The organism is Armatimonadota bacterium (assembly GCA_039679645.1).
Classification (GTDB): Bacteria; Armatimonadota; UBA5829; order UBA5829; family UBA5829; genus UBA5829.
Genome location: JBDKUO010000024.1, coordinates 1 through 18,228 on the forward strand (window position 1 = coordinate 1; position 18,228 = coordinate 18,228).

Annotated in this window: 17 protein-coding genes; 12 read left to right on the plus strand and 5 right to left on the minus strand. The window is 49.4% G+C overall.

What is annotated here, in order from left to right:
* The first annotated feature begins 202 nt into the window (after positions 1-202).
* The gene (locus ABFD83_04625; protein ID MEN6356352.1) at positions 203-1,015 is read left to right on the plus strand and encodes a YjbH domain-containing protein; all 813 of its coding nucleotides are present in this window, start codon (positions 203-205) and stop codon (positions 1,013-1,015) included.
* On the opposite strand, the gene ABFD83_04630 is transcribed toward ABFD83_04625, so the two are convergent.
* From ABFD83_04630 to ABFD83_04645, 4 genes are read right to left on the minus strand one after another with little or no spacing between them, the layout of a single operon-like run.
* Entirely contained in the window at positions 1,016-1,609 is a 594-nt protein-coding gene (locus ABFD83_04630) for a sugar transferase (GenBank protein ID MEN6356353.1), read from the minus strand. It lies immediately after the preceding gene.
* Positions 1,606-2,769: a DegT/DnrJ/EryC1/StrS family aminotransferase gene (locus ABFD83_04635; GenBank protein MEN6356354.1), complete on the minus strand. Its 1,164-nt coding sequence runs from the start codon at positions 2,767-2,769 to the stop codon at positions 1,606-1,608. The genes ABFD83_04630 and ABFD83_04635 overlap by 4 nt, the downstream gene beginning before the upstream one ends.
* Before the next feature lie 2 nt (positions 2,770-2,771).
* The gene (locus tag ABFD83_04640; protein ID MEN6356355.1) at positions 2,772-3,467 is read right to left on the minus strand and encodes a class I SAM-dependent methyltransferase; all 696 of its coding nucleotides are present in this window, start codon (positions 3,465-3,467) and stop codon (positions 2,772-2,774) included.
* The gene (locus ABFD83_04645; GenBank protein ID MEN6356356.1) at positions 3,467-4,693 is read right to left on the minus strand and encodes a glycosyltransferase family 4 protein; all 1,227 of its coding nucleotides are present in this window, start codon (positions 4,691-4,693) and stop codon (positions 3,467-3,469) included. The genes ABFD83_04640 and ABFD83_04645 overlap by 1 nt, the downstream gene beginning before the upstream one ends.
* A 362-nt stretch (positions 4,694-5,055) precedes the next feature.
* Between ABFD83_04645 and ABFD83_04650 the strand changes: the two genes are divergently transcribed.
* From ABFD83_04650 to secG, 7 genes are all read left to right on the plus strand, one after another.
* Positions 5,056-6,192 (plus strand): GNVR domain-containing protein, encoded by a 1,137-nt coding sequence (locus ABFD83_04650; protein ID MEN6356357.1) that lies wholly within the window; start codon positions 5,056-5,058, stop codon positions 6,190-6,192.
* 136 nt (positions 6,193-6,328) lie between these two features.
* A complete protein-coding gene (wecC, locus tag ABFD83_04655) occupies positions 6,329-7,639 on the plus strand; it encodes a UDP-N-acetyl-D-mannosamine dehydrogenase (GenBank protein MEN6356358.1) in 1,311 nt (436 codons plus the stop codon).
* 10 nt (positions 7,640-7,649) lie between these two features.
* Positions 7,650-8,945 carry a hypothetical protein gene (locus ABFD83_04660; GenBank protein ID MEN6356359.1) on the plus strand — a complete coding sequence of 432 codons (1,296 nt, stop codon included), beginning with the start codon at positions 7,650-7,652 and terminating at the stop codon, positions 8,943-8,945.
* Positions 8,933-10,489 (plus strand): hypothetical protein, encoded by a 1,557-nt coding sequence (locus tag ABFD83_04665; protein ID MEN6356360.1) that lies wholly within the window; start codon positions 8,933-8,935, stop codon positions 10,487-10,489. Before ABFD83_04660 ends, ABFD83_04665 begins: the two co-directional genes overlap by 13 nt.
* On the plus strand, positions 10,486-11,832 hold the full coding sequence (locus ABFD83_04670; protein MEN6356361.1) for a hypothetical protein: 1,347 nt from the start codon (positions 10,486-10,488) through the stop codon (positions 11,830-11,832). The genes ABFD83_04665 and ABFD83_04670 overlap by 4 nt, the downstream gene beginning before the upstream one ends.
* A complete protein-coding gene (locus ABFD83_04675; GenBank protein MEN6356362.1) occupies positions 11,832-12,950 on the plus strand; it encodes a glycosyltransferase family 4 protein in 1,119 nt (372 codons plus the stop codon). The genes ABFD83_04670 and ABFD83_04675 overlap by 1 nt, the downstream gene beginning before the upstream one ends.
* A 126-nt stretch (positions 12,951-13,076) precedes the next feature.
* The gene (gene secG / locus ABFD83_04680) at positions 13,077-13,307 is read left to right on the plus strand and encodes a preprotein translocase subunit SecG (protein ID MEN6356363.1); all 231 of its coding nucleotides are present in this window, start codon (positions 13,077-13,079) and stop codon (positions 13,305-13,307) included.
* Positions 13,308-13,382: 75 nt separating this feature from the next.
* Here the strand turns inward: secG and ABFD83_04685 are convergent, their stop codons facing one another.
* Complete coding sequence (locus ABFD83_04685) at positions 13,383-13,556, minus strand: hypothetical protein (protein ID MEN6356364.1); 174 nt, start codon at positions 13,554-13,556, stop codon at positions 13,383-13,385.
* Between the two features lie 236 nt (positions 13,557-13,792).
* Here ABFD83_04685 and ABFD83_04690 point away from each other — a divergent pair, with 236 nt between their 5' ends.
* The 4 genes from ABFD83_04690 to ABFD83_04705 all read left to right on the plus strand — a co-directional run bounded on the left by ABFD83_04690 (position 13,793) and on the right by ABFD83_04705 (position 17,820).
* Complete coding sequence (locus tag ABFD83_04690) at positions 13,793-15,109, plus strand: TrpB-like pyridoxal phosphate-dependent enzyme (GenBank protein ID MEN6356365.1); 1,317 nt, start codon at positions 13,793-13,795, stop codon at positions 15,107-15,109.
* Positions 15,110-15,351: 242 nt separating this feature from the next.
* On the plus strand, positions 15,352-16,302 hold the full coding sequence (locus ABFD83_04695; GenBank protein MEN6356366.1) for a bifunctional riboflavin kinase/FAD synthetase: 951 nt from the start codon (positions 15,352-15,354) through the stop codon (positions 16,300-16,302).
* Between the two features lie 238 nt (positions 16,303-16,540).
* The gene (locus tag ABFD83_04700) at positions 16,541-17,323 is read left to right on the plus strand and encodes a class I SAM-dependent methyltransferase (protein ID MEN6356367.1); all 783 of its coding nucleotides are present in this window, start codon (positions 16,541-16,543) and stop codon (positions 17,321-17,323) included.
* The gene (locus tag ABFD83_04705; GenBank protein ID MEN6356368.1) at positions 17,302-17,820 is read left to right on the plus strand and encodes a GNAT family N-acetyltransferase; all 519 of its coding nucleotides are present in this window, start codon (positions 17,302-17,304) and stop codon (positions 17,818-17,820) included. Before ABFD83_04700 ends, ABFD83_04705 begins: the two co-directional genes overlap by 22 nt.
* Positions 17,821-18,228: the final 408 nt, after the last annotated feature.

An 18,228-nucleotide genomic window follows, 5' to 3' on the forward strand; every position in this document is an offset into this window, starting at 1 on the left:
TGCGCTGGAAGAGGCACGGAATCGAGACAATCGCACATTTGCGCTCTGCAGTGCTTAATAAAAGAACTGGCAATATATTAGAGGCTGCCAAAATTGCAGCGTGATTCCGTAAATCTGACATGCACCCAGATTCAGCTTGAGAGTTCATTTACACAATGCTATGATATATCACCAGTCGAGTATACACATTAAGAGGTATGTAATGATTTCCAAGTGCATTCGAGTCAGCGCCTTGCTGGGTAGTATTTTCCTCTCGACATCCAGTTGGGCAATTAAAGTTCCAGTCACGCAATACGCAAATGTATCGCCGCTTCCGGGAGGCTGCATAGCACTCAACCAGGACGGCAAGCCTGATGGCCGCGGCGCAATGCAGATAAATATTCCTGTAGCTTATACGCCGGGCAATGGCTATGCTAGCCTGGGTGCTTTCAGCGGAGAGCATTTGAATGCTTACTATAGTGACAAAGAGCAAAATGGCACAGGCGTGCTTGCGTTCGGCTTCGGAGGTTGGCCAAAGCTTTACGCGTCGGCCATGGCTGTGAGTAGTTGGATTGCGGATGACAGCAAGTCCGTGAGTTTTCAGCTCCAGTGCATTAAGGAAACCGATAAGGTGCCTGCAGTTGCGGTTGGTGTTCAGGACCTGTTGAATAAAGAATGGAAGCAGTTTAGGCAAAAGATGAATACCAAAGTCGGGTATTATGCCGTCGCCACTAAACAGTTCGATATTGATAACAAATCTATTTATACTACACTCGGCTACGGTGCAGGCAAGTTTTTAAACAGGCCTTTTGTGGGTCTTTCGTACCCTATCAATGACCACTTGAGCATCGCAAGTGAATATGACGGCTATCAGATTAATGGTGCGCTGGGATGGAGGCCATTAGGTAGATACAGTTCATGGACAGTCGCAGCAGGCTTTAATGGCAAATGCGGTCCATTCTTTGGTGGATGTGCAACAGGCACAATGAATAGCGCGTGGTCGGTTCCGATAGGGCTCTACCTGATTTATAAGTAGTTACAAGATTCGCCTCAAGGTTTTCAAGATTATCCAGAAGTCGCTCAAGACAGACGAATGCAGTGCATAATCCAGATTGAGGCGTATTTTTTCGGGCATCACTTCATTTATGTATGCAGATTCAGGGTCGGATGCCTGCGCAAGCACGGTGCTTTCATCCCTGTAGCGGATGGAAGCGGGGTCGGTGATGCCGGGCGGTATATCCAGCACTGCGCGCTGCTGTTGACTGTAAAGCTCAACATATCGCTTGACTTCCGGGCGAGGTCCCACCAGGCTCATCTCGCCCATAAATACATTAAATAGCTGCGGGAGCTCATCAAGCTTGCTCTTGCGCAGAAACCTTCCAGCGCGCGTGATACGAGTGTCTTTACCGACCGTAAGCTGCATGCCGATCTTCTCCGCATCCACGACCATCGTCCGAAACTTCCACATCCCGAACGGTTTGCCGTGCAGCCCGATGCGCTCCTGGCGAAAGAAGACCGGCCCCTTGTCATCCAATTTGATAATGATTGCTGTGACAAGTAAGACCGGCCACAGCACAATCAGTCCCGCGCTGGTGAAGCAAAGATCGAATAGTCTTTTTCCGGCTCTCATGCAAGAATCTCACGGACCGCGTTAACAACTCTCTCGGTATCTGCATCGCTCATACGAGTGTAGATCGGCAGGCTGACGGCGTGCTCATAACACTCAACTGCGCATGGATAATCCTCAGCTTTAAGATTATAGTATTTACTCCAATATGGATGGATATTGAGCGGGATGTAGTGCACGCTCGTGCCGATGCCGCGCTTGGTCATTTCCTGAATGAAATCATTGCGGGAAATGGGCGCATCATCGGTCAACCTGATGACGTAAAGATGCCATGCATGCATTTCGCCCTCTGGAGCTTTTTGTGGCAATATCAAAGGCAGATCAGCAAATCTTTCGTTATACACCTCGGCAATTGCTTCGCGGGAAGCCCTGAATTTATATACTTTGGTAAGCTGGTGTATTCCAATAGCTGCCGCTATATCGGTCATATTATACTTGAAGCCTGGAGCCACAACTTCATAGTACCAAGACGGCTTATCGGAATTATATCTGTTAAACACGTCGCGGTCGATTCCATGCAGGCGCATCATACGGCAGCGATCGGCTTTGTCTTTATCTCGCAGCACGATCATTCCGCCCTCGCCGGTCGCCAGAGGTTTTGTAGCATAAAAGCTGAACACTACCGCATCACTTTCGATTGCGCCAATCAATTTGCCTTTGAAAGTCGTCGGAATGGCATGAGCCGCGTCTTCGACTACTTTCAGATTGTGCCTGTGGGCAATATCGTATATGGCATCCATATCACATGCCAGCCCACCGACATGCACCGGTAAAATCATCTTGGTGCGCGGGGTAATTGCAGCTTCGATCTTAGCAGGATCGATAATAAGTGTCTTGGGATCGATATCTACAAACACAGGGTCTGCTCCAAGATATCTTATGACCTCGGCTGTGGCGGTAAATGTGTAAGGAGTAGTAATTACCTCATCGCCTGCAGTTATTCCCAGGGATTCGAGCGCAAGATGCAGACCTGCCGTAGCCGAGTTTACCGCGATGGTTTCTACATCTCCTCCCAGGAAGGTCGCGAAATCCTGCTCAAACCGGCGCGTTTTGGGTCCGGTGGTAAGCCAGCCGGAGCGCATCGAATCGACGACTTCCGCTATTTCCTCCTCACCTATATCAGGCAGTGCAAATGGTAAAAAAGTGTTTACATATGAACTCATAACTATTCCTGTTTCTCTATCCAGCACAATACGTGTGTTCGCAGTAATGGAATGCAATTGAATAAACTATATAGCCAAGGGTGTACAGCAGTAACTCGGCGGTTGATCGGTGGAGCAAGCGTTACGCGCCACGACGATATCTTGCCGTCGGGAAAGAGTTCTCTGATCCGTCTTAACGGAACTCCCCGCACATCGGGATTATTGGGGTTATTCATTACAAAATCGTACCACAATACGCCGCCCCCAGGCTTTGTAAGCGACCACATTTTATCGGCCAGCCTTTGCTGAAACTGATTGTCCAGAATTGAAGTGAAAACTGTCGATTGCAATACGATATCAAACGATTCGCGTTCCAGGTCAAGTGCGGTTGCGTCCCCGCAGATTACTCTGGTTGCGTTTGGAAGTCTGTTTCTCGCAGTATTTGCACGTTCTTCGAGCAGTTCATTTGCAATAAGATTTTCAGGCTTGAAGCCAATGCTGATTAAATAAAGAAGATTTGTACCTGTCCCACAGCCAACTTCCAGAACTCTTTTACTTTCAACAGGCGCAATACCGTAATTGTTGATCCATCTTATTATAGCCCGCTCTTTTTCCTGAGTACTTAGACAGACATCTATGCGTGTTGGAATGTACAACGAAGACGTTTCTGCTTGCTTTCGACGGGAGTACCTTTCTCGAACTCTATCTACTTCGCTCATTACACAAATGCCTCCAGGAAACGCTTGGCCAAGATCGAATAGTCGTGAGATTTAAGCACATATTCATGTCCGCGCGCCCCCATTCGACTGCGCTCTTCGGGGTTCATCTTCATAAGAGTTAAAACCGCATCGGCAATATCCTTCTGACTGCCCGTGGATATCGATATGCCACACCCACTCTCGCTCACCATATCATTACCTGCATCTATCGACTGCACCACGGGCTTTGCAGCCATCATGTAATCCATAAGTTTATTCGGACTGATGCCAAACCTGAAAAGAGACTTGTGAGCCAGGCCAATGTACAATACATCCATCTTGCTCAGCAAGCTCGGAATTGATGCCTTCGGTACAGCGGGCAAAAACCTTACATTATTAAGACGCATGTTGCTCGCGGTTTTTATAAGTTTCTCTTTATCAGGCCCTTGCCCGACTAAAATAAAAACAGCATTTGACCCTTCTGTCAGAGCGGCTGCTTCCATGAGGCGTTCGAGTGCATTAGCCGGCCCGTGAGCTCCCGCATAACAAACAAGAAACCTGCCCTCGCCTTGCAGCGCATCCAGAATATCTTTTTGCTCCTGTGGGATGGTCTGCTTGCTTTCCAGCCACTCGCTTGTATCGATCCCATTCGGCACATAGCAAAACTTACCTTCTGCCAGGCCATGTTTGAGCATATGGCTCTCTGCAAGCGGCAACATAGATACCACTCTATCGCAGTGCTTGTATGCATAGTTCTCTGCCCACTGCATCAGCATGATAAACGGATGCCATTTGGACATTCCACCTATCTCCATAGGTGATAGCGGCCACAGGTCGTGGACTTCATATATCAACTTGGCAGAGGCAAGCCGGGCAATTTTGCTGGCTGGATAATTGTCCAGGGGATATGTAGATGAGGCTATGACCACATCCGGCTTGATCGTCCGTGCAAGTTCGATTCTACGAAGAAGCAGTTGATTGGTAAAACTGAGCATGTTCTTTACACGCCCAACGCCATTCCCCGAATACGCTGGAGTCTTAAGCCAGATATAATGGACTCCCTCGATTACCTCATGAGTCATATTGCCTTTGATCTGTGGATTACAGGTGCGAACATGCGAGTTTGAAGCAGCAATTATTGTTACTTCATGTCCAAGCCTTACCCATTCGCGAGCCATATAGAATGGTCGATATTCCATGCCATGCTTTATTGAGCCGGCGTAGTGGTTGATGAGTAAAATTTTCATATGATTCAAATATGCGCGGCAGCAGTTGAAAGAACTCTCTCATAGAAATGCACCGTTTAATCCACACATGCAGACCATTTATAGCGTTTCTTAAAGAATCCCCGTCCGTTCGGCGCGGCACCTTGCACGTTGGTATTTTAGCATAACCGTCTGTTTGGTGTCCAACACTGGGGCGTTTTGAATTGCGCTGAACATGAAACGCTAAATCAGACAGACGCCCTCGACAAACGCCAAATCGAGTTGACATGCCTACAGTGTCCTGATAGAATGACGTAGGTAGGCAGGCTTTGACAAAACAGGTTCAAGTTATTCAAACCGAAGCCGGTCTAATATGCCAAGGGCACGGATGGTTTTACGCAATTATGAGCACTGATGCCGCGGTTCGTCGCGACTCTCTTCAGGACGATCCTGAGGTTGATCTTCGAGAGCAAGTTAGGAAGTGGCGCGCCAGGTGGAAGCTGCTTCTGGCTTTCATATTAGGTGGCATGGCACTTGCTTTTATCTATACAAAGATGCAGCCCAACATATATGAGTCAAAAGCTAGCCTCTACGTGAAGTCGACCTCAAGTACAGCAGGTCTGTTGGCAGATTTACCAATAGGACTCAGCCAAGGTTCCAGCGGTTCGGGATATATCATTGCGCTTCTCAAAAGTGAAACAATGTACAGGCGTGTGATAGTCCAGTTGAATCTCCTCCAGAGTCATGCGTTTGCCGACAGAAGGGTTTGTAACATACCTTCCGCCGTAGAGGAGCTTTCTCGCTCGGCAATGGTCCACGAAGAAAAGGATGGTACGATCAGTCTGATTGTTCGTTCACGAAGTCCAGAATTGTCGGCAAAAATCGCAAATGCCATGGTAGGCAATCTCGGTACGATGGTCATTACGGTCTCGAAAAAGAAGACCGATTTTATCCAAGGCAAGATGACCGGCACACTGCGCGATTTGGAGAAAGCCGAAAACGATCTTATGATCTTCCAAAAGCGTAACAGCATAGCCTCGATAGATGATCAAACGAAGGCTATGATTACAGAGTTGAGCGAGCTCGATAGCAAGCTGGTCGAACTGGACGTGCAGCAACAGGACATAAGGAGCCAACTCGCCAATTCCGGTGACCTGAATGATTTGGTTGGTCTTGAAGTTGAGTTAAAGTCTTTGGAATCGAGTCGCAGTTTTCTGGAGAATAAACGAACCGATCTGCAAAAAAAACTGGAAACGCTGCCGCAGATGGGGCTGGAATATATGCGATTGCAGCGTCGCGTTGCCTCGCTGACCAAAACCTATGAACTGCTGTTGCAGCAATATGAGATGGAGTCCATCTCCCAGCGCGGTGAAGACGGCGATTACCAGATAATAGATAAGGCTCACCCCAACAAGCAAAAAGTCGCTCCAAGCGCGGCCAGAAATGCCGTATTGGGTGGTATGATCGGTTTGATGGTTTCCATGGGATTGGCAAGTTTTATGTCGAACCCAAAAGGCGCATATAAGAAGCGTCATGCCTGAAGACCATGCTTTACCACGATAGATGACGGGGCTCCGGTCCCGACTTCTGCACATTCGGAACCAAACAACTATAGACATAAATGAGCGACGGCAGTCCTTAGCTGTCCGATTTCAGCTATTTTTGTGGGAGGGTAAAATGGAAAAAGTTGGTGCCACTTTGGCAGAGTGCGATAAGCGCGCAACCGAAACCGGCTTGCTGCGAGTATGTGTAGTTGGACTTGGATATATTGGTCTTCCCTTAGCCACAGTTTTAACTGCAAACAATATTGATGTCTACGGAGCCGACGTTTCCAGAGAAGTGGTAGCCAATCTTAACTTGGGTCAGACTCACTGCGTTGAACCCGGACTGGATGAAATGCTGGAAAAAGCTGTTTCCAGCGGACGTTTTCGCGCGTTTGAGCAGCCGGCGGAAGCTGATGTTTTTGTGATTGCTGTCCCAACACCGATAACAAAAGAAAAGGAGCCGGACGTCACTTGCGTTATCTCGGCTGCGGAATCTATCGCTCCTCGTCTCGTGGCCGGCAATCTTATAATAATCGAGTCCACTTGCCCCGTAATGACAACAGAGGTGGTTAAGGACCGTCTGAGCAAGCTCAGGCCTGATCTTGAATTTCCAAAGCGAGATGAAGCGGGGCATCCTGACCAGGTGAGCATAGCTTATTGCCCTGAAAGGGTGCTGCCTGGTCGTATATTTCTGGAACTGGTCGAAAATGATAGAGTCGTAGGCGGTCTTGATGAGCTTTCCACCCGGTTGGGCGTAGCTTTTTATGAAAGATTCATTCATGGCAATGTATTGCCTACCGATGCGCGCACTGCCGAAATGTGCAAGTTAGCTGAGAATGCCTACAGGGATGTAAACATTGCTTTTGCCAACGAACTGTCGCTGGTATGCGAGCGTTTTGCGATAAATCCGTTCAAGCTTATAGAGCTTTCTAATCGGCATCCCCGTGTAAACATACTCCAACCCGGACCTGGTGTAGGTGGCCACTGCATTGCAATAGACCCATGGTTTATTGTGGATTCGGCGCCTGATCTTGCTAATCTGATCAGAACATCTCGCCAGGTAAACGATTCAATGCCCGGCAGAGTTGTCGAGCGCGTTCTGAAAGCGGCAAAAGAGTTTTCCAACCCGACAATTGCGTGCCTTGGTCTTGCGTTCAAACCCGATGTGGATGATCTAAGAGAGAGTCCGGCGGTTGAGATTACAAGAGAACTGGCGCAGATGGGTATGGGCCGAATCCTTGCCGTTGAGCCGAATGTCAACGTCCTGCCAAGCATACTGCAAGAACAACCGGTTGAACTAGTCGATATTAACAATGCGCTGGAAGCTGCGGATGTGGTGGTGCTTCTGGTAAACCATAGACAATTCCTTAGCTTGGATCCCCACTGCCTGTGTGGCAAAAAAATCATTGATACGCGGGGCGCTTGGCGGTCTGCTTACGAGTAGGAGATGTGCATTGATTGAACATGCCGCCGCATCGTCCCCGGATGGATGCTTTATAGCAGAGGTCCGATCCACAGTGGATCGCCTGCTCGAAACCCTGAAATCCGTCGATGGCTACGGTTATGATACCTATGACTACAGAGTAGGTAAGTTATATGAGAGCTTGTTTCATGCACGTAAGACAAGCCTATTGTGCGAGGCTTTAATCAGATGCTTCTATGCAGTCGAGATAATAGCCCCTATCGCATTTCGCAGGCTCAGAGGGATTAAACCGCATTGGGACCCTATGGGTAACAGCTACCGCGCCGGCGCTCATATGTCGCTCTATCTGGTCGATGGTGACCGAAAACATCTGGACGAAGCCCGAGCTATTCTAGACAGGATCGTTACATGCGCTGTGGGAAATTCGCCCGCCAGGGGCTTTGCGCTCGGATTCAAGTGCATTACAGGTTCGGGCAAGCTCTGGCGAACGGATGTCCCGGTCTCGCACTATTCTCTTAGAGTCGCACGTAAGTTGCTGATGTGGGAACGTATCAATAGAGATGACCGCTATGCCGAAATGCTCGACGAAGTGATACGGTTCCTTACAGAAGCACTGGCCTGGGTTGAGCACGAGGGTATGCTGGGTGTCGGCTACACTCCCGATGATCCACTTCAGGTTATTAATATTTGGGCGGATGTGGCATCGCTGCTTGCAAGCTGGGATGTGTTGCGCGGGACTCAGGTCCACAAAGAGAAGGCGCTGCGGCTGGCAAGAGGGGTGCTGGCGCATCAGCAGGATGACGGCACTTGGCCATATTTCGCAAGTTGGATGAATATCCCAGGTAGGGTGGATAACTCCCATACGTCTATGGTTCTTGGCGCACTTGCGGACATCGCGGTCTGTTACCCGAACGATATACGCCATGAAGTGGTCGCGGCGCTTGAGAAGGGCACGCGTATATGGCTAAATATGTTCTTTGATGAAAATACGGGCAAGTATTGGCATTTGCCGGGTATTAAGCATCAGTGTCATGCTGTTGCCTTTGGTGACGCCCTATATGCGATCACTAGGCTCGTTCGACCCGATTTGGGACTTTCAGCCGAGCTTGTCGAGCGGCTGGGGCGTTTAGCGGACAAGATGGTCGTGTGGTCGCTGCGAGAGATGAGGCTGCCCAACGGCCGGTTCTGCGAAAGAAAACTGCCGTATCGCCGCTACAGCGTCCGGAGTGTCAGATCTTTTGATGGGCTAATTGCAGACGCCTTGGCGCTCTACTGGGCAAGGATGCAGGGGCATGAGGGGATTTACAGCAAGTTATGGACGGTCTAGATTCCGCTCCTGATATAATATCAAGTAAAGAGACCGCGAGCAAACAGCCTTCATTTCGCCGCAGCGCAGTATTGACCGGTTTGACACAAGGGTCGGTGGCTGTGGCAACACTGCTGCACTACTGGCTGATTCGCTGGCATTGGAGCGTAGACGATCTCGGCGGATACACACAGCTCATGCGCGTGCGCGGTATACTGCAATGGGTTGTGCTGCTTCAACTGCCGATTGCACTGGCGCGCGAGCTGGGAGCTTCTCTGTCGGACTCCTCACAGGAAAGCCGCAGATCGCTGACATGGACTGGGCTAAGCCTCGGCACATTGCTGGTCGCTGTTTTTAGCTTGGCAATGGTTGCTTTTCCCCGCCAAAGCGCTTATCTGATGTTTGGCAACGCACACATGCAAGCATGGGTTTTGCCGTTTGTATGGCTATTGTCAGGTAATGCTCTTTGTTCACTGATTGGAAGCGCCGCGCGCGGACTGATGTCATTCCACATCACCAACTTGGTTCAGTTCGTATCAGCGGTGATTGTTCCCACAGTATTGCTGTTGACCGCAGGGCATTACAGCATGCAGTTTGTGGTCGGGGCAATAGGAGTGCTTTCCACAATGACGGCTGTGGTGTTCACGGTTGTCCTTTGGCAGACACGTCAAGAAGATGCAGCGCCTCTCTTTGCATGCGCAAGAGAACAATGGCGTATTGCAAAACAACTGCTTATGTTTGGAGTCCCAAGACTTTCCACCCTTGTGTGCGTAGCATTGCTCAACCTTGCAGTTCCCTGGCTGATTTCCAAGAATGGAGATTTGCATCTGCTTGCAGCGGCGAACACGTTGCTGGGCGTCATTTCATCCATTACAATTGTGGTAGCTCCATTGGGTTTTGTCCTTCTGCCGCATCTCAGTAACTTGCTTACTAATGGTCATCGCTCGGAAGCAGGGCGAATTATGAGCATTACTATGGAGTTTTCGTTGGTAATAGGAGGACTAGGATCTCTGGCAGCCATGGGACTGCTTCAGATTGCGCTGCATGCCTGGCTGGGATCTGAAGTGGCCAGTTATACCCCAATGGTGATAGCATGCGCCATAGCGCTGCCCGGATCACTTGTCCTTGAGATGCTTCGGAGTCCGCTTGACGCCGCATCACGTGTACCGTGGAACAGTGTGATGTACGGCTCTGGAGCTATTGCTTCACTTGCTGCTTTCTTTTGCCTTAGAGACGTCGGTTTCTCATTGAGCGTCTCGGCTGCATGGTCTCTCGGAATAGGATACATCGTATCGGCTCTGGTGGGAAGTCTGATCGGCTATCGGTGCTACGACATGGAGTTTAGCGCCAAGCGAGTATTACCGGCACTTGCCGTTTGGTGCGCTGGGACGGCTATTCTCATTCCTATGCATTATAATCATTCTTTAGCGCTCCAAGCCATAGTCACAGCCGTGTTTATGACAGCGTATGTAGGCGTGATTTTTGTAACAAGACCTCCATGGCTCGAACGACTTCTTCCAGGGCGAATTGCACTCCGCCTTTATCCGGGAGGAGCAAAACAATGAAAGTCCGTCGCAGCAGGCTGCTGATTATCCTGGGGTCGCTTGCGTACGTCTTGCTGCTGCAGTGGATATATCCCAACGTCATAGCGCCAATCTATTCAGATGTAGGAATGATATACACCAGGTTGCATACCTGGGAGTATATTCTTCAAACCGTTTTAGGAATAATCCCCGCCTTTTGGATGCCCGCTGAGATGAAGAAACCGTCTCAATATCAGTGGTGGCTGCTCTACTTGACCGTGATAGTTCCAACTTGCATTCTTCCTTACCATGTTACTCTGCTGCCGCATGACATGATAACTTTTTATGTGTTTCTGATAATTGTATGTTTCGCGTTTATGTGCAGAATATCGTATTTGCCTCCGCTGAAGCTGCCGTTGCTGAGAATTTCCCGGTTCTATTTCGTGTTGGCTGTAGTGGGGTTTACAGCAGCCACTTATGGCATACTTATAGCTTATCTGGGAGTGCGCACCATGATACCGGGATTTGCCGAGGTGAGCGGCCTGAGACAGGAATTCAAATCTATAGGGCTACCTGGTGCGGTGATTTACCTGTACTGGTGGCAGGGGACCGTTGTTAACCCATTGATAACTACACTCGGGTTGGTCAATCGCAAAATATTGCTGGTTATTCTAGGTACGTTGCTGCAATTCGAGCTGTTTGCGCTTACCAGTCTACGAGGGTTCGGTGTATCTGCAATGCTGCTCTTGGGTATGGGTGTGCTCATTTTACGCACGCGCAGACAAATGGGGGTTGCTTTTCTTTACGCATTATTCGGTGCCACGGCTGTCATGGTTATCTGGCATGCAATCAGTCCTTCTGCATTTGGTCCGCTTTTGTTTCTCAAACGTTGGATACTTAATGCAGGTCAGTTGTCGGGCTATTATCTGGAGTTTTTTACAAACCACGTTCCCGCGCACCTGCAACACTCAAGCTCACTGCTTGAATGGCTTTTTCCCGGCCCTTATGATTTGCCAAAAGGCCAGGTTATAGGAAGAGCCTATTTCCTTAGATTTCCAACGGGAGATTACACGAATGCCACCGCGCACATCTGGGCTGATTCCTATGCATCATTCGGATATTTCGGTGTGGTGTGGGCATCTGCTGTTGCTGCGTTTATCATGTGGATAGTCGACAGCGCTTTCAGGCATACGGATCGAAGAATTGCGCTTATGCTAATGTGTGTTGTGGCACTTGCCTATGCGGGGCAGGGAGTTCATACGAGCCTTCTCACTGGGGGAATTGTTCCGATGGTATGCGTGGGTTTGACATCACCCTTTGGCTCCTTGCAGAAATTGAAATTCAATGATTTGCCGGACGAAAACGGCGAAAAGTGGGAGCTTTGATGATGCGGATAGTACACATGACTTCTGTACACGCACCCTACGATGTGCGTATATTTCATAAGGAATGCAAGACACTTGCCGCAGCGGGCCACGATGTCACATATATTGTGTCGGGGCCATGCGATGAGCAACGAGACGGTGTAAAGTTTTTGTCAGTGCCGCTTCCTTCAAACCGAAAAGAGAGGATGCTCAAAACAACTCGTGAGGTCTATCGGGCTGCAATGAAACTGGATGCGGATGTTTATCACTTTCACGATTCAGAACTCATCCCTACAGGCTGGCTCCTGAAGGCCAGGGGAAAGCGGGTCATATATGACGTGCATGAAGAACTTGCATCGGATATCTTATATAAGGATTGGGTGCCTGCATGGGTCCGTCCCGGACTGGCTCTGGGGGCGACAGTGGTGCAACATATATCATCTTGGGTATTTGACGGCATAATCGCTTCGCGGCCAGCTCTTGCCGAGAGTTTTTCTAAAAGGAAGACCACGCTTGTAAACAACTTCCCTATTCTCGGAGAATTGGTAAAAGCGGAGTGTGTGCCGTTCAGAGACAGACCCGGAATTGCCGCATATGTAGGAGGGCTAACTGCTGAGCGAGGGATTCCGGAAATTATTGAAGCTTTAGGTAAACTGCCCGACGATATCGATTTTGAAGTTCACATCGCGGGAGAGTTTTATCCTGCAGCGCTTGAGGAGCGAGTTCGTAGCATGCCCGGCTGGAAGCGGGTTCGAATGCTTGGCTGGCAATCACGAGAGCAGGTTGCCGATCTGCTGAACCGTGCCCGTTTCGGTCTGATTATGTTTCTCCCCATAGCCAACCATGTGCGGAGCTTTCCTACTAAGATGTTCGAATATATGTCCGCAGGACTACCAATATTGGCTTCCGACATGGATTTGTGGCGCGAGATAGTCGAAAAGCCCGGTTTTGGAAAAGTTGTTAATCCAAAAGATACCGACGCGCTTGCGAATATGTTCCGATGGATGCTTGAGCATGAAAGCGAGTGCGAAGAAATGGGCAGATGCGGTTGTGAAGCAGTGCAGCGCGAATACAATTGGGACGTAGACGCAAAAAAACTACTTGCACTCTATGATAAACTCGGCGCAAAAAAGCGCTGATATCTGCTGTGATTTGCCATGCTGATTCTACCGCACTTGACCATTGCTTTCCGATCTGATATGATTTTGAATGTCAAGGGCAGGATGTTATTAGTCCGGCCTACAAAACCGAGGTGAATCAACATCATGTTGAAGGGTATATTTATCGCTCTACAAGTGATCAGCGCTTTAGCGCTTATAGCTATCGTAATGTCTCAGGCAACTAAAAGCGAGGGCTTGAGCGGCACTATCGGTGGAAAGACCGAATCTGCGTTTCATGGAAAACCGGGCATCGAGGAAAGACTTGAAGAACTCACCAAATGGTCCGCTATCAGTTTTATGGTGTTGAGCGCGATCGTTATGTATGTTGTTCGGTGATATTTATTACACTATAAAGCCAAATCGCCCGCCAATCTGAATAAGATTGCGGGCGATTTTTTGTGACAATGCTTATTAGGCAGCACGCTTGAGCTGATCTATAGATTGAGCTTTATGCGGACACTGGCTGCACTCTGTAAGCGAGCAGTCAAAACACTCTTCACGCTCCGGCTCTTTCGCCGTTGAGATGAGATATACATACAGCGCTACGCTGCCGATTATCCAACCAGAAAGAATTGCAATCCACATTCTTGCCATCCTCCATACTTATTATTGGCGGCGTGGGCAAAATCCTCAGATGGTATCATATATCTTTGCCTTACGCTTGTTTTATTAAGCAAATAATACATACGCTACATGTCAAGCTCCGCTTCTTCACACTTGCTTAAGGCAGGTTCATAGGATATAATGTGAGTCAGCAGTTGCAATCCCTTGCGTTTAGAGAGCGGTATCTTACCTCAAACTTCTAAAACCGGAGGTTCATAATGGAACAACGTCAGTTCGTCCTCTCGCAACGAGATATGCCGACGCAGTGGTATAACATTTCCGCAGACCTAGACCAAACTCCGCCGCCGCTTCATCCCGCCACAAACCAGCCCTGCAAACCTGAAGACCTGGCGCCAATATTTCCGATGGGCGTCATTGAACAGGAGATGAGCACGCAAAGGTGGATAGATATCCCCGAGCCCGTGCTTGAAAAGCTGGCTCTCTGGCGTCCATCGCCTTTATACAGGGCGATATTTCTTGAAGAAGCGCTTGGCACGCCTGCGAAGATATACTACAAATATGAAGGCGCAAGCCCAGCCGGAAGTCATAAGCTCAATACGGCAATAGCTCAAGCTTACTACAACAAACTTGAAGGCACGAAACGGATCGCCACCGAGACAGGTGCGGGACAGTGGGGAAGCGCATTGTCTATGGCGTGCAGTTTCTTCGGGATAGGCTGCACGGTATATATGGTCCGCTGCAGCTTTACACAGAAGCCTTATCGTAAGTCGCTGATGCATGTTTATGGGGCTGAGGTCTACCCAAGCCCTAGCGAACAAACCAACTTCGGCAGAAAAATCCTCTCCAAAGACCCTGACTGTCCGGGAAGCCTTGGGATTGCGATCAGTGAAGCGCTTGAAGATACGGTGACACATGATAACGTTAAATATTCGCTGGGCAGCGTGCTGAACCATGTCGTTCTGCATCAGAGCGCTATCGGACTGGAATCGAAGAAGCAGATGGAGATGGCAGGAGTATATCCCGATGTCGTGATCGGATGCGTGGGCGGCGGGAGCAACTTCGGCGGGATTGTGGTGCCGTTTATGGCCGACAAGATAGCCGGCAAAAATGTAAGAGCGACGGCCGTCGAACCAAAGGCTTGCCCTACCCTGACAGAAGGCCCTTACAAATATGACTTCGGCGACACGGCTCAAATGACTCCTCTGCTCAAAATGCACTCACTGGGCGCGGACTTCATTCCGCCCGCGATTCATGCCGGGGGGCTCAGATACCATGGTATGGCTCCGCTGGTAAGTCTTCTGAAGGACAAAGGCTTGATCGACGCTGTGGCGCTCGATCAGGTGGATGTGTTTGAGGCAGCCGTGCTGTTTGCCAGGACTGAGGGCATCATTCCTGCGCCGGAATCCGCTCATGCTATCTGCGAAGCCATAAATGAAGCGAATCGAGCGAAGGAAGCCGGCAAGCAAACCGTTATCCTCTTCAACTTGAGCGGTCACGGGTTCCTTGACCTGGGCGCATATGACAACTACTTCCAGGACAAGATTCAAAGCACTGCTGCATGTAACAATGGATAGCCGATAATCATCGTTCTACGGAGCATTGATGGTCGGAGGCAATCCTGCCTCCGACCTATATTATTGCCCGCACAGCGTCCGGGGTTAGAATTCCCCGGACGATCAGGATGCTCGGGGGGATTCCTGTTTGCGGACCTTACTTGCCTGTTTGCCCACTATTATCTAAAATAGATAATGGAAATTGTGTATTGTGGCGGCATATGAGCTCTCCACTCTCCACTCTCAGCTATTTTGAGGGGCGAATGAGCATTATATACGGTTTGGACAATGTAAGGAGTGAGCAGCATGGGCGTGCGGTTGCAATAGGGGTATTCGACGGCGTCCACTGGGGCCATCGGGCAATCTTTGAGCGGCTGGTACAAGTGGCAGGCGAGCGTGGAATTAGGAGCGCTGCGCTAACATTCGACAAACACCCTGCTGAAATTCTTGCGCCCACTCGCGCCCCGCAATATATAAACAGCCTCGACCAAAGGATAGAACTCATAGAAGCCCTGGGAGTCGAGGAGGTAATAGTAGCGGAGTTTGACCACAGACTCGCGAACCTGACGCGTGAAGACTTTGTCGACTCAATACTCCTGGAAAAGCTGCATACTAAACAGGTTGTGGTTGGCTCGAATTTCAGATTCGGCAAAGACCGCGCGGGTGATATTCGTTACCTTAACGAGATTTCGGAAGATATTGGTATCGGAATCACTGCGGTTTCCGCCGTAATTGTTGACGGAGGACCTGCAAGCAGCACTCGCATTCGCGCGTTCATATCTCGGGGCGACATGGAGGAGGCTGCGAAACTCCTCGGCAGACGGTTTGCGCTGCGCGGCGATGTGGTTAAAGGAGAACAGATCGGTCGCACACTCGGCTTCCCGACAGCCAACATAAGAACAGCCCCGCGTCAAATTATCCCCGCACGCGGTGTATATGCAGTTGAATCATCTATTTCTAATACCACTTACAGTGGAGTATGTAATATTGGCCGCAGGCCGACATTCGGCGGCGACACCACCACTATTGAAGTGCATTTTTCCGACTTCATTGGTGACCTCTATGGAAAAAAACTGGATATAGCCTTCTGCCGACGCCTGCGCGATGAGATGACTTTTGAAAGCCCAGAAAAACTGGTAGAACAGATCAGAATAGATATAGAGAAAGCCAGTGGGACGTCAATAACAGAATTTGACACTACCCATCTCCGCTGATATACTCACTTTACGCATGCTTGCAAAAGGAGGACGTGAAATGAATATGGCGCTGTCTTTAGCCGGAATCAATAACGCCGCTGATTTTGTGCACACTACCCTGCGCACAAATAGTAGCGCACGTCCCCCGGAGCAGCGGCTTATTTAGTAATAAACATCTAAACCAGCAATTCAAAGGCCGCTTCTTCCGGGGAAGCGGCCTTTTTTTGATCAACCAAAAGCAGAGGAGAAGACAAAAATGTATCTGTACGATGAAGTGCATGCAGCCTACTACGATCTCACCTCGACCGGCCTCGTGGGTGATGTGGAGTTCTATGTCGATGAGGCAACTAGGACCGGCGGTCCGGTTCTTGAACTCGGCGCAGGGACCGGAAGGACTCTCATCCCGATAGCTGAAGCCGGAGTTGAGATTGTAGGGCTGGATAACTCCTCCGCAATGCTTGCGGTTGCGCGCGAGAAGATATCGGCTCTTTCTGAGCAGGCGCAAAGCAGGATCAGGTTAGTCGAGGGAGATATGCGAAGCTTTTCACTGGATCAGAAGTTTAAGCTCGTGACGATTCCATTCCGAGCGTTTCAGCACATACTTACCCCTGAAGACCAGCGCGCAGCCTTGAAGTGCATTCGTGAGCATATGGTGGATAATGGCAAGCTTATATTTAATACATTCGATGTGCGTTTCCATACTGTTGCCGAACACATGGGCACCCTTGGCGGCGCGGTAAAGAAGCTTAAAGAGTTTTCACATCCGGACACGGGCAATCGTGTAATTGTTTGGGACACCCGCAGCTATGATGTCGAAAATCAACTGGTTGAGCAGGATTTCATATATGAAGAACTCGACGCACAAGGCAAGGCAGTGGATAGGATCTACAACAAATTGTCTCTCCGCTGGGCTTATAGGTATGAAATGCAATACCTGCTTGAACTCTGTGGGTTCAAAGTTGAAGCTTTATATGGCGACTGTATGCGCGGGACGTTTAAATATGGAGGTGAGCAGGTATGGATTGTGAGAAAGAGCTGAGGGATGTTGTATCTATCAGGCGGATCGCACAATCGGAGATAGATGAAAGCGCACGGGTAATCCGCGAGAGCTTCGCAACCGTGGCACTGGAATTCGGCATCACTGAGGAGAACTGCCCCACACATCCGGCTTTCATTACACGGATTTCGCTTGATGAAATGCTAAGATCGGGGATAGAGCTGCATGGATTATTTATCTATGGGTGCCAGGTAGGAGCAGTCACGATAGAAAATGTCGGCGAAAATGCCTATTACCTCGGCAAATTAGCGATTTTGCCCGATTTCAGACGTCGTGGTTTGGGTGATATTCTTGTCGGGTTTGCAATTGACAACGTGAAAGCGCGAGGCGCAACTCTGCTCAAACTCGCAACAGTTGATAAGGCTACCAGGCTTAAGAATTGGTATAAGGGCTTTGGTTTTGTTGAGACGGGCACTAAGAAATTCGATCATATGCCGTTTACTGTATGTTTTATGCAGAAAAGACTGACTGAGGAATAGTTTATCAAATTGCCGGGTGTCTTCTATATTGCATCAGAGGCGTGATTCAGACTAGGCCTCTAGAAGGAGGTGGGTGAATTGATTAAAAGCCTATCACCCGCCCCGGGAGCAGGGCGCCGGTAGTGGCTACCCGGAAAATTGCTCTTTAGGCCGCCGGAGCCGCACAGCCCCGGCGGCTAGAAAAAATTATAAAAATTTTTTGCTGCATCTTTAGCAAACCTGCTATAATGTGCGATAATGCTAATGATGGTGGGCAATTAACCGCCATCTGAGGATAATAACTATGAGCTATTTAATCTACCGAAAGGAGGCACAATTGATGATGCGCATGTTTACTAATTACATGTCGCACTGCCCGATTGTCGTCGGCAGTACGCACCAGAAGCCTCGTTTCGGCAGCAAGTGGAA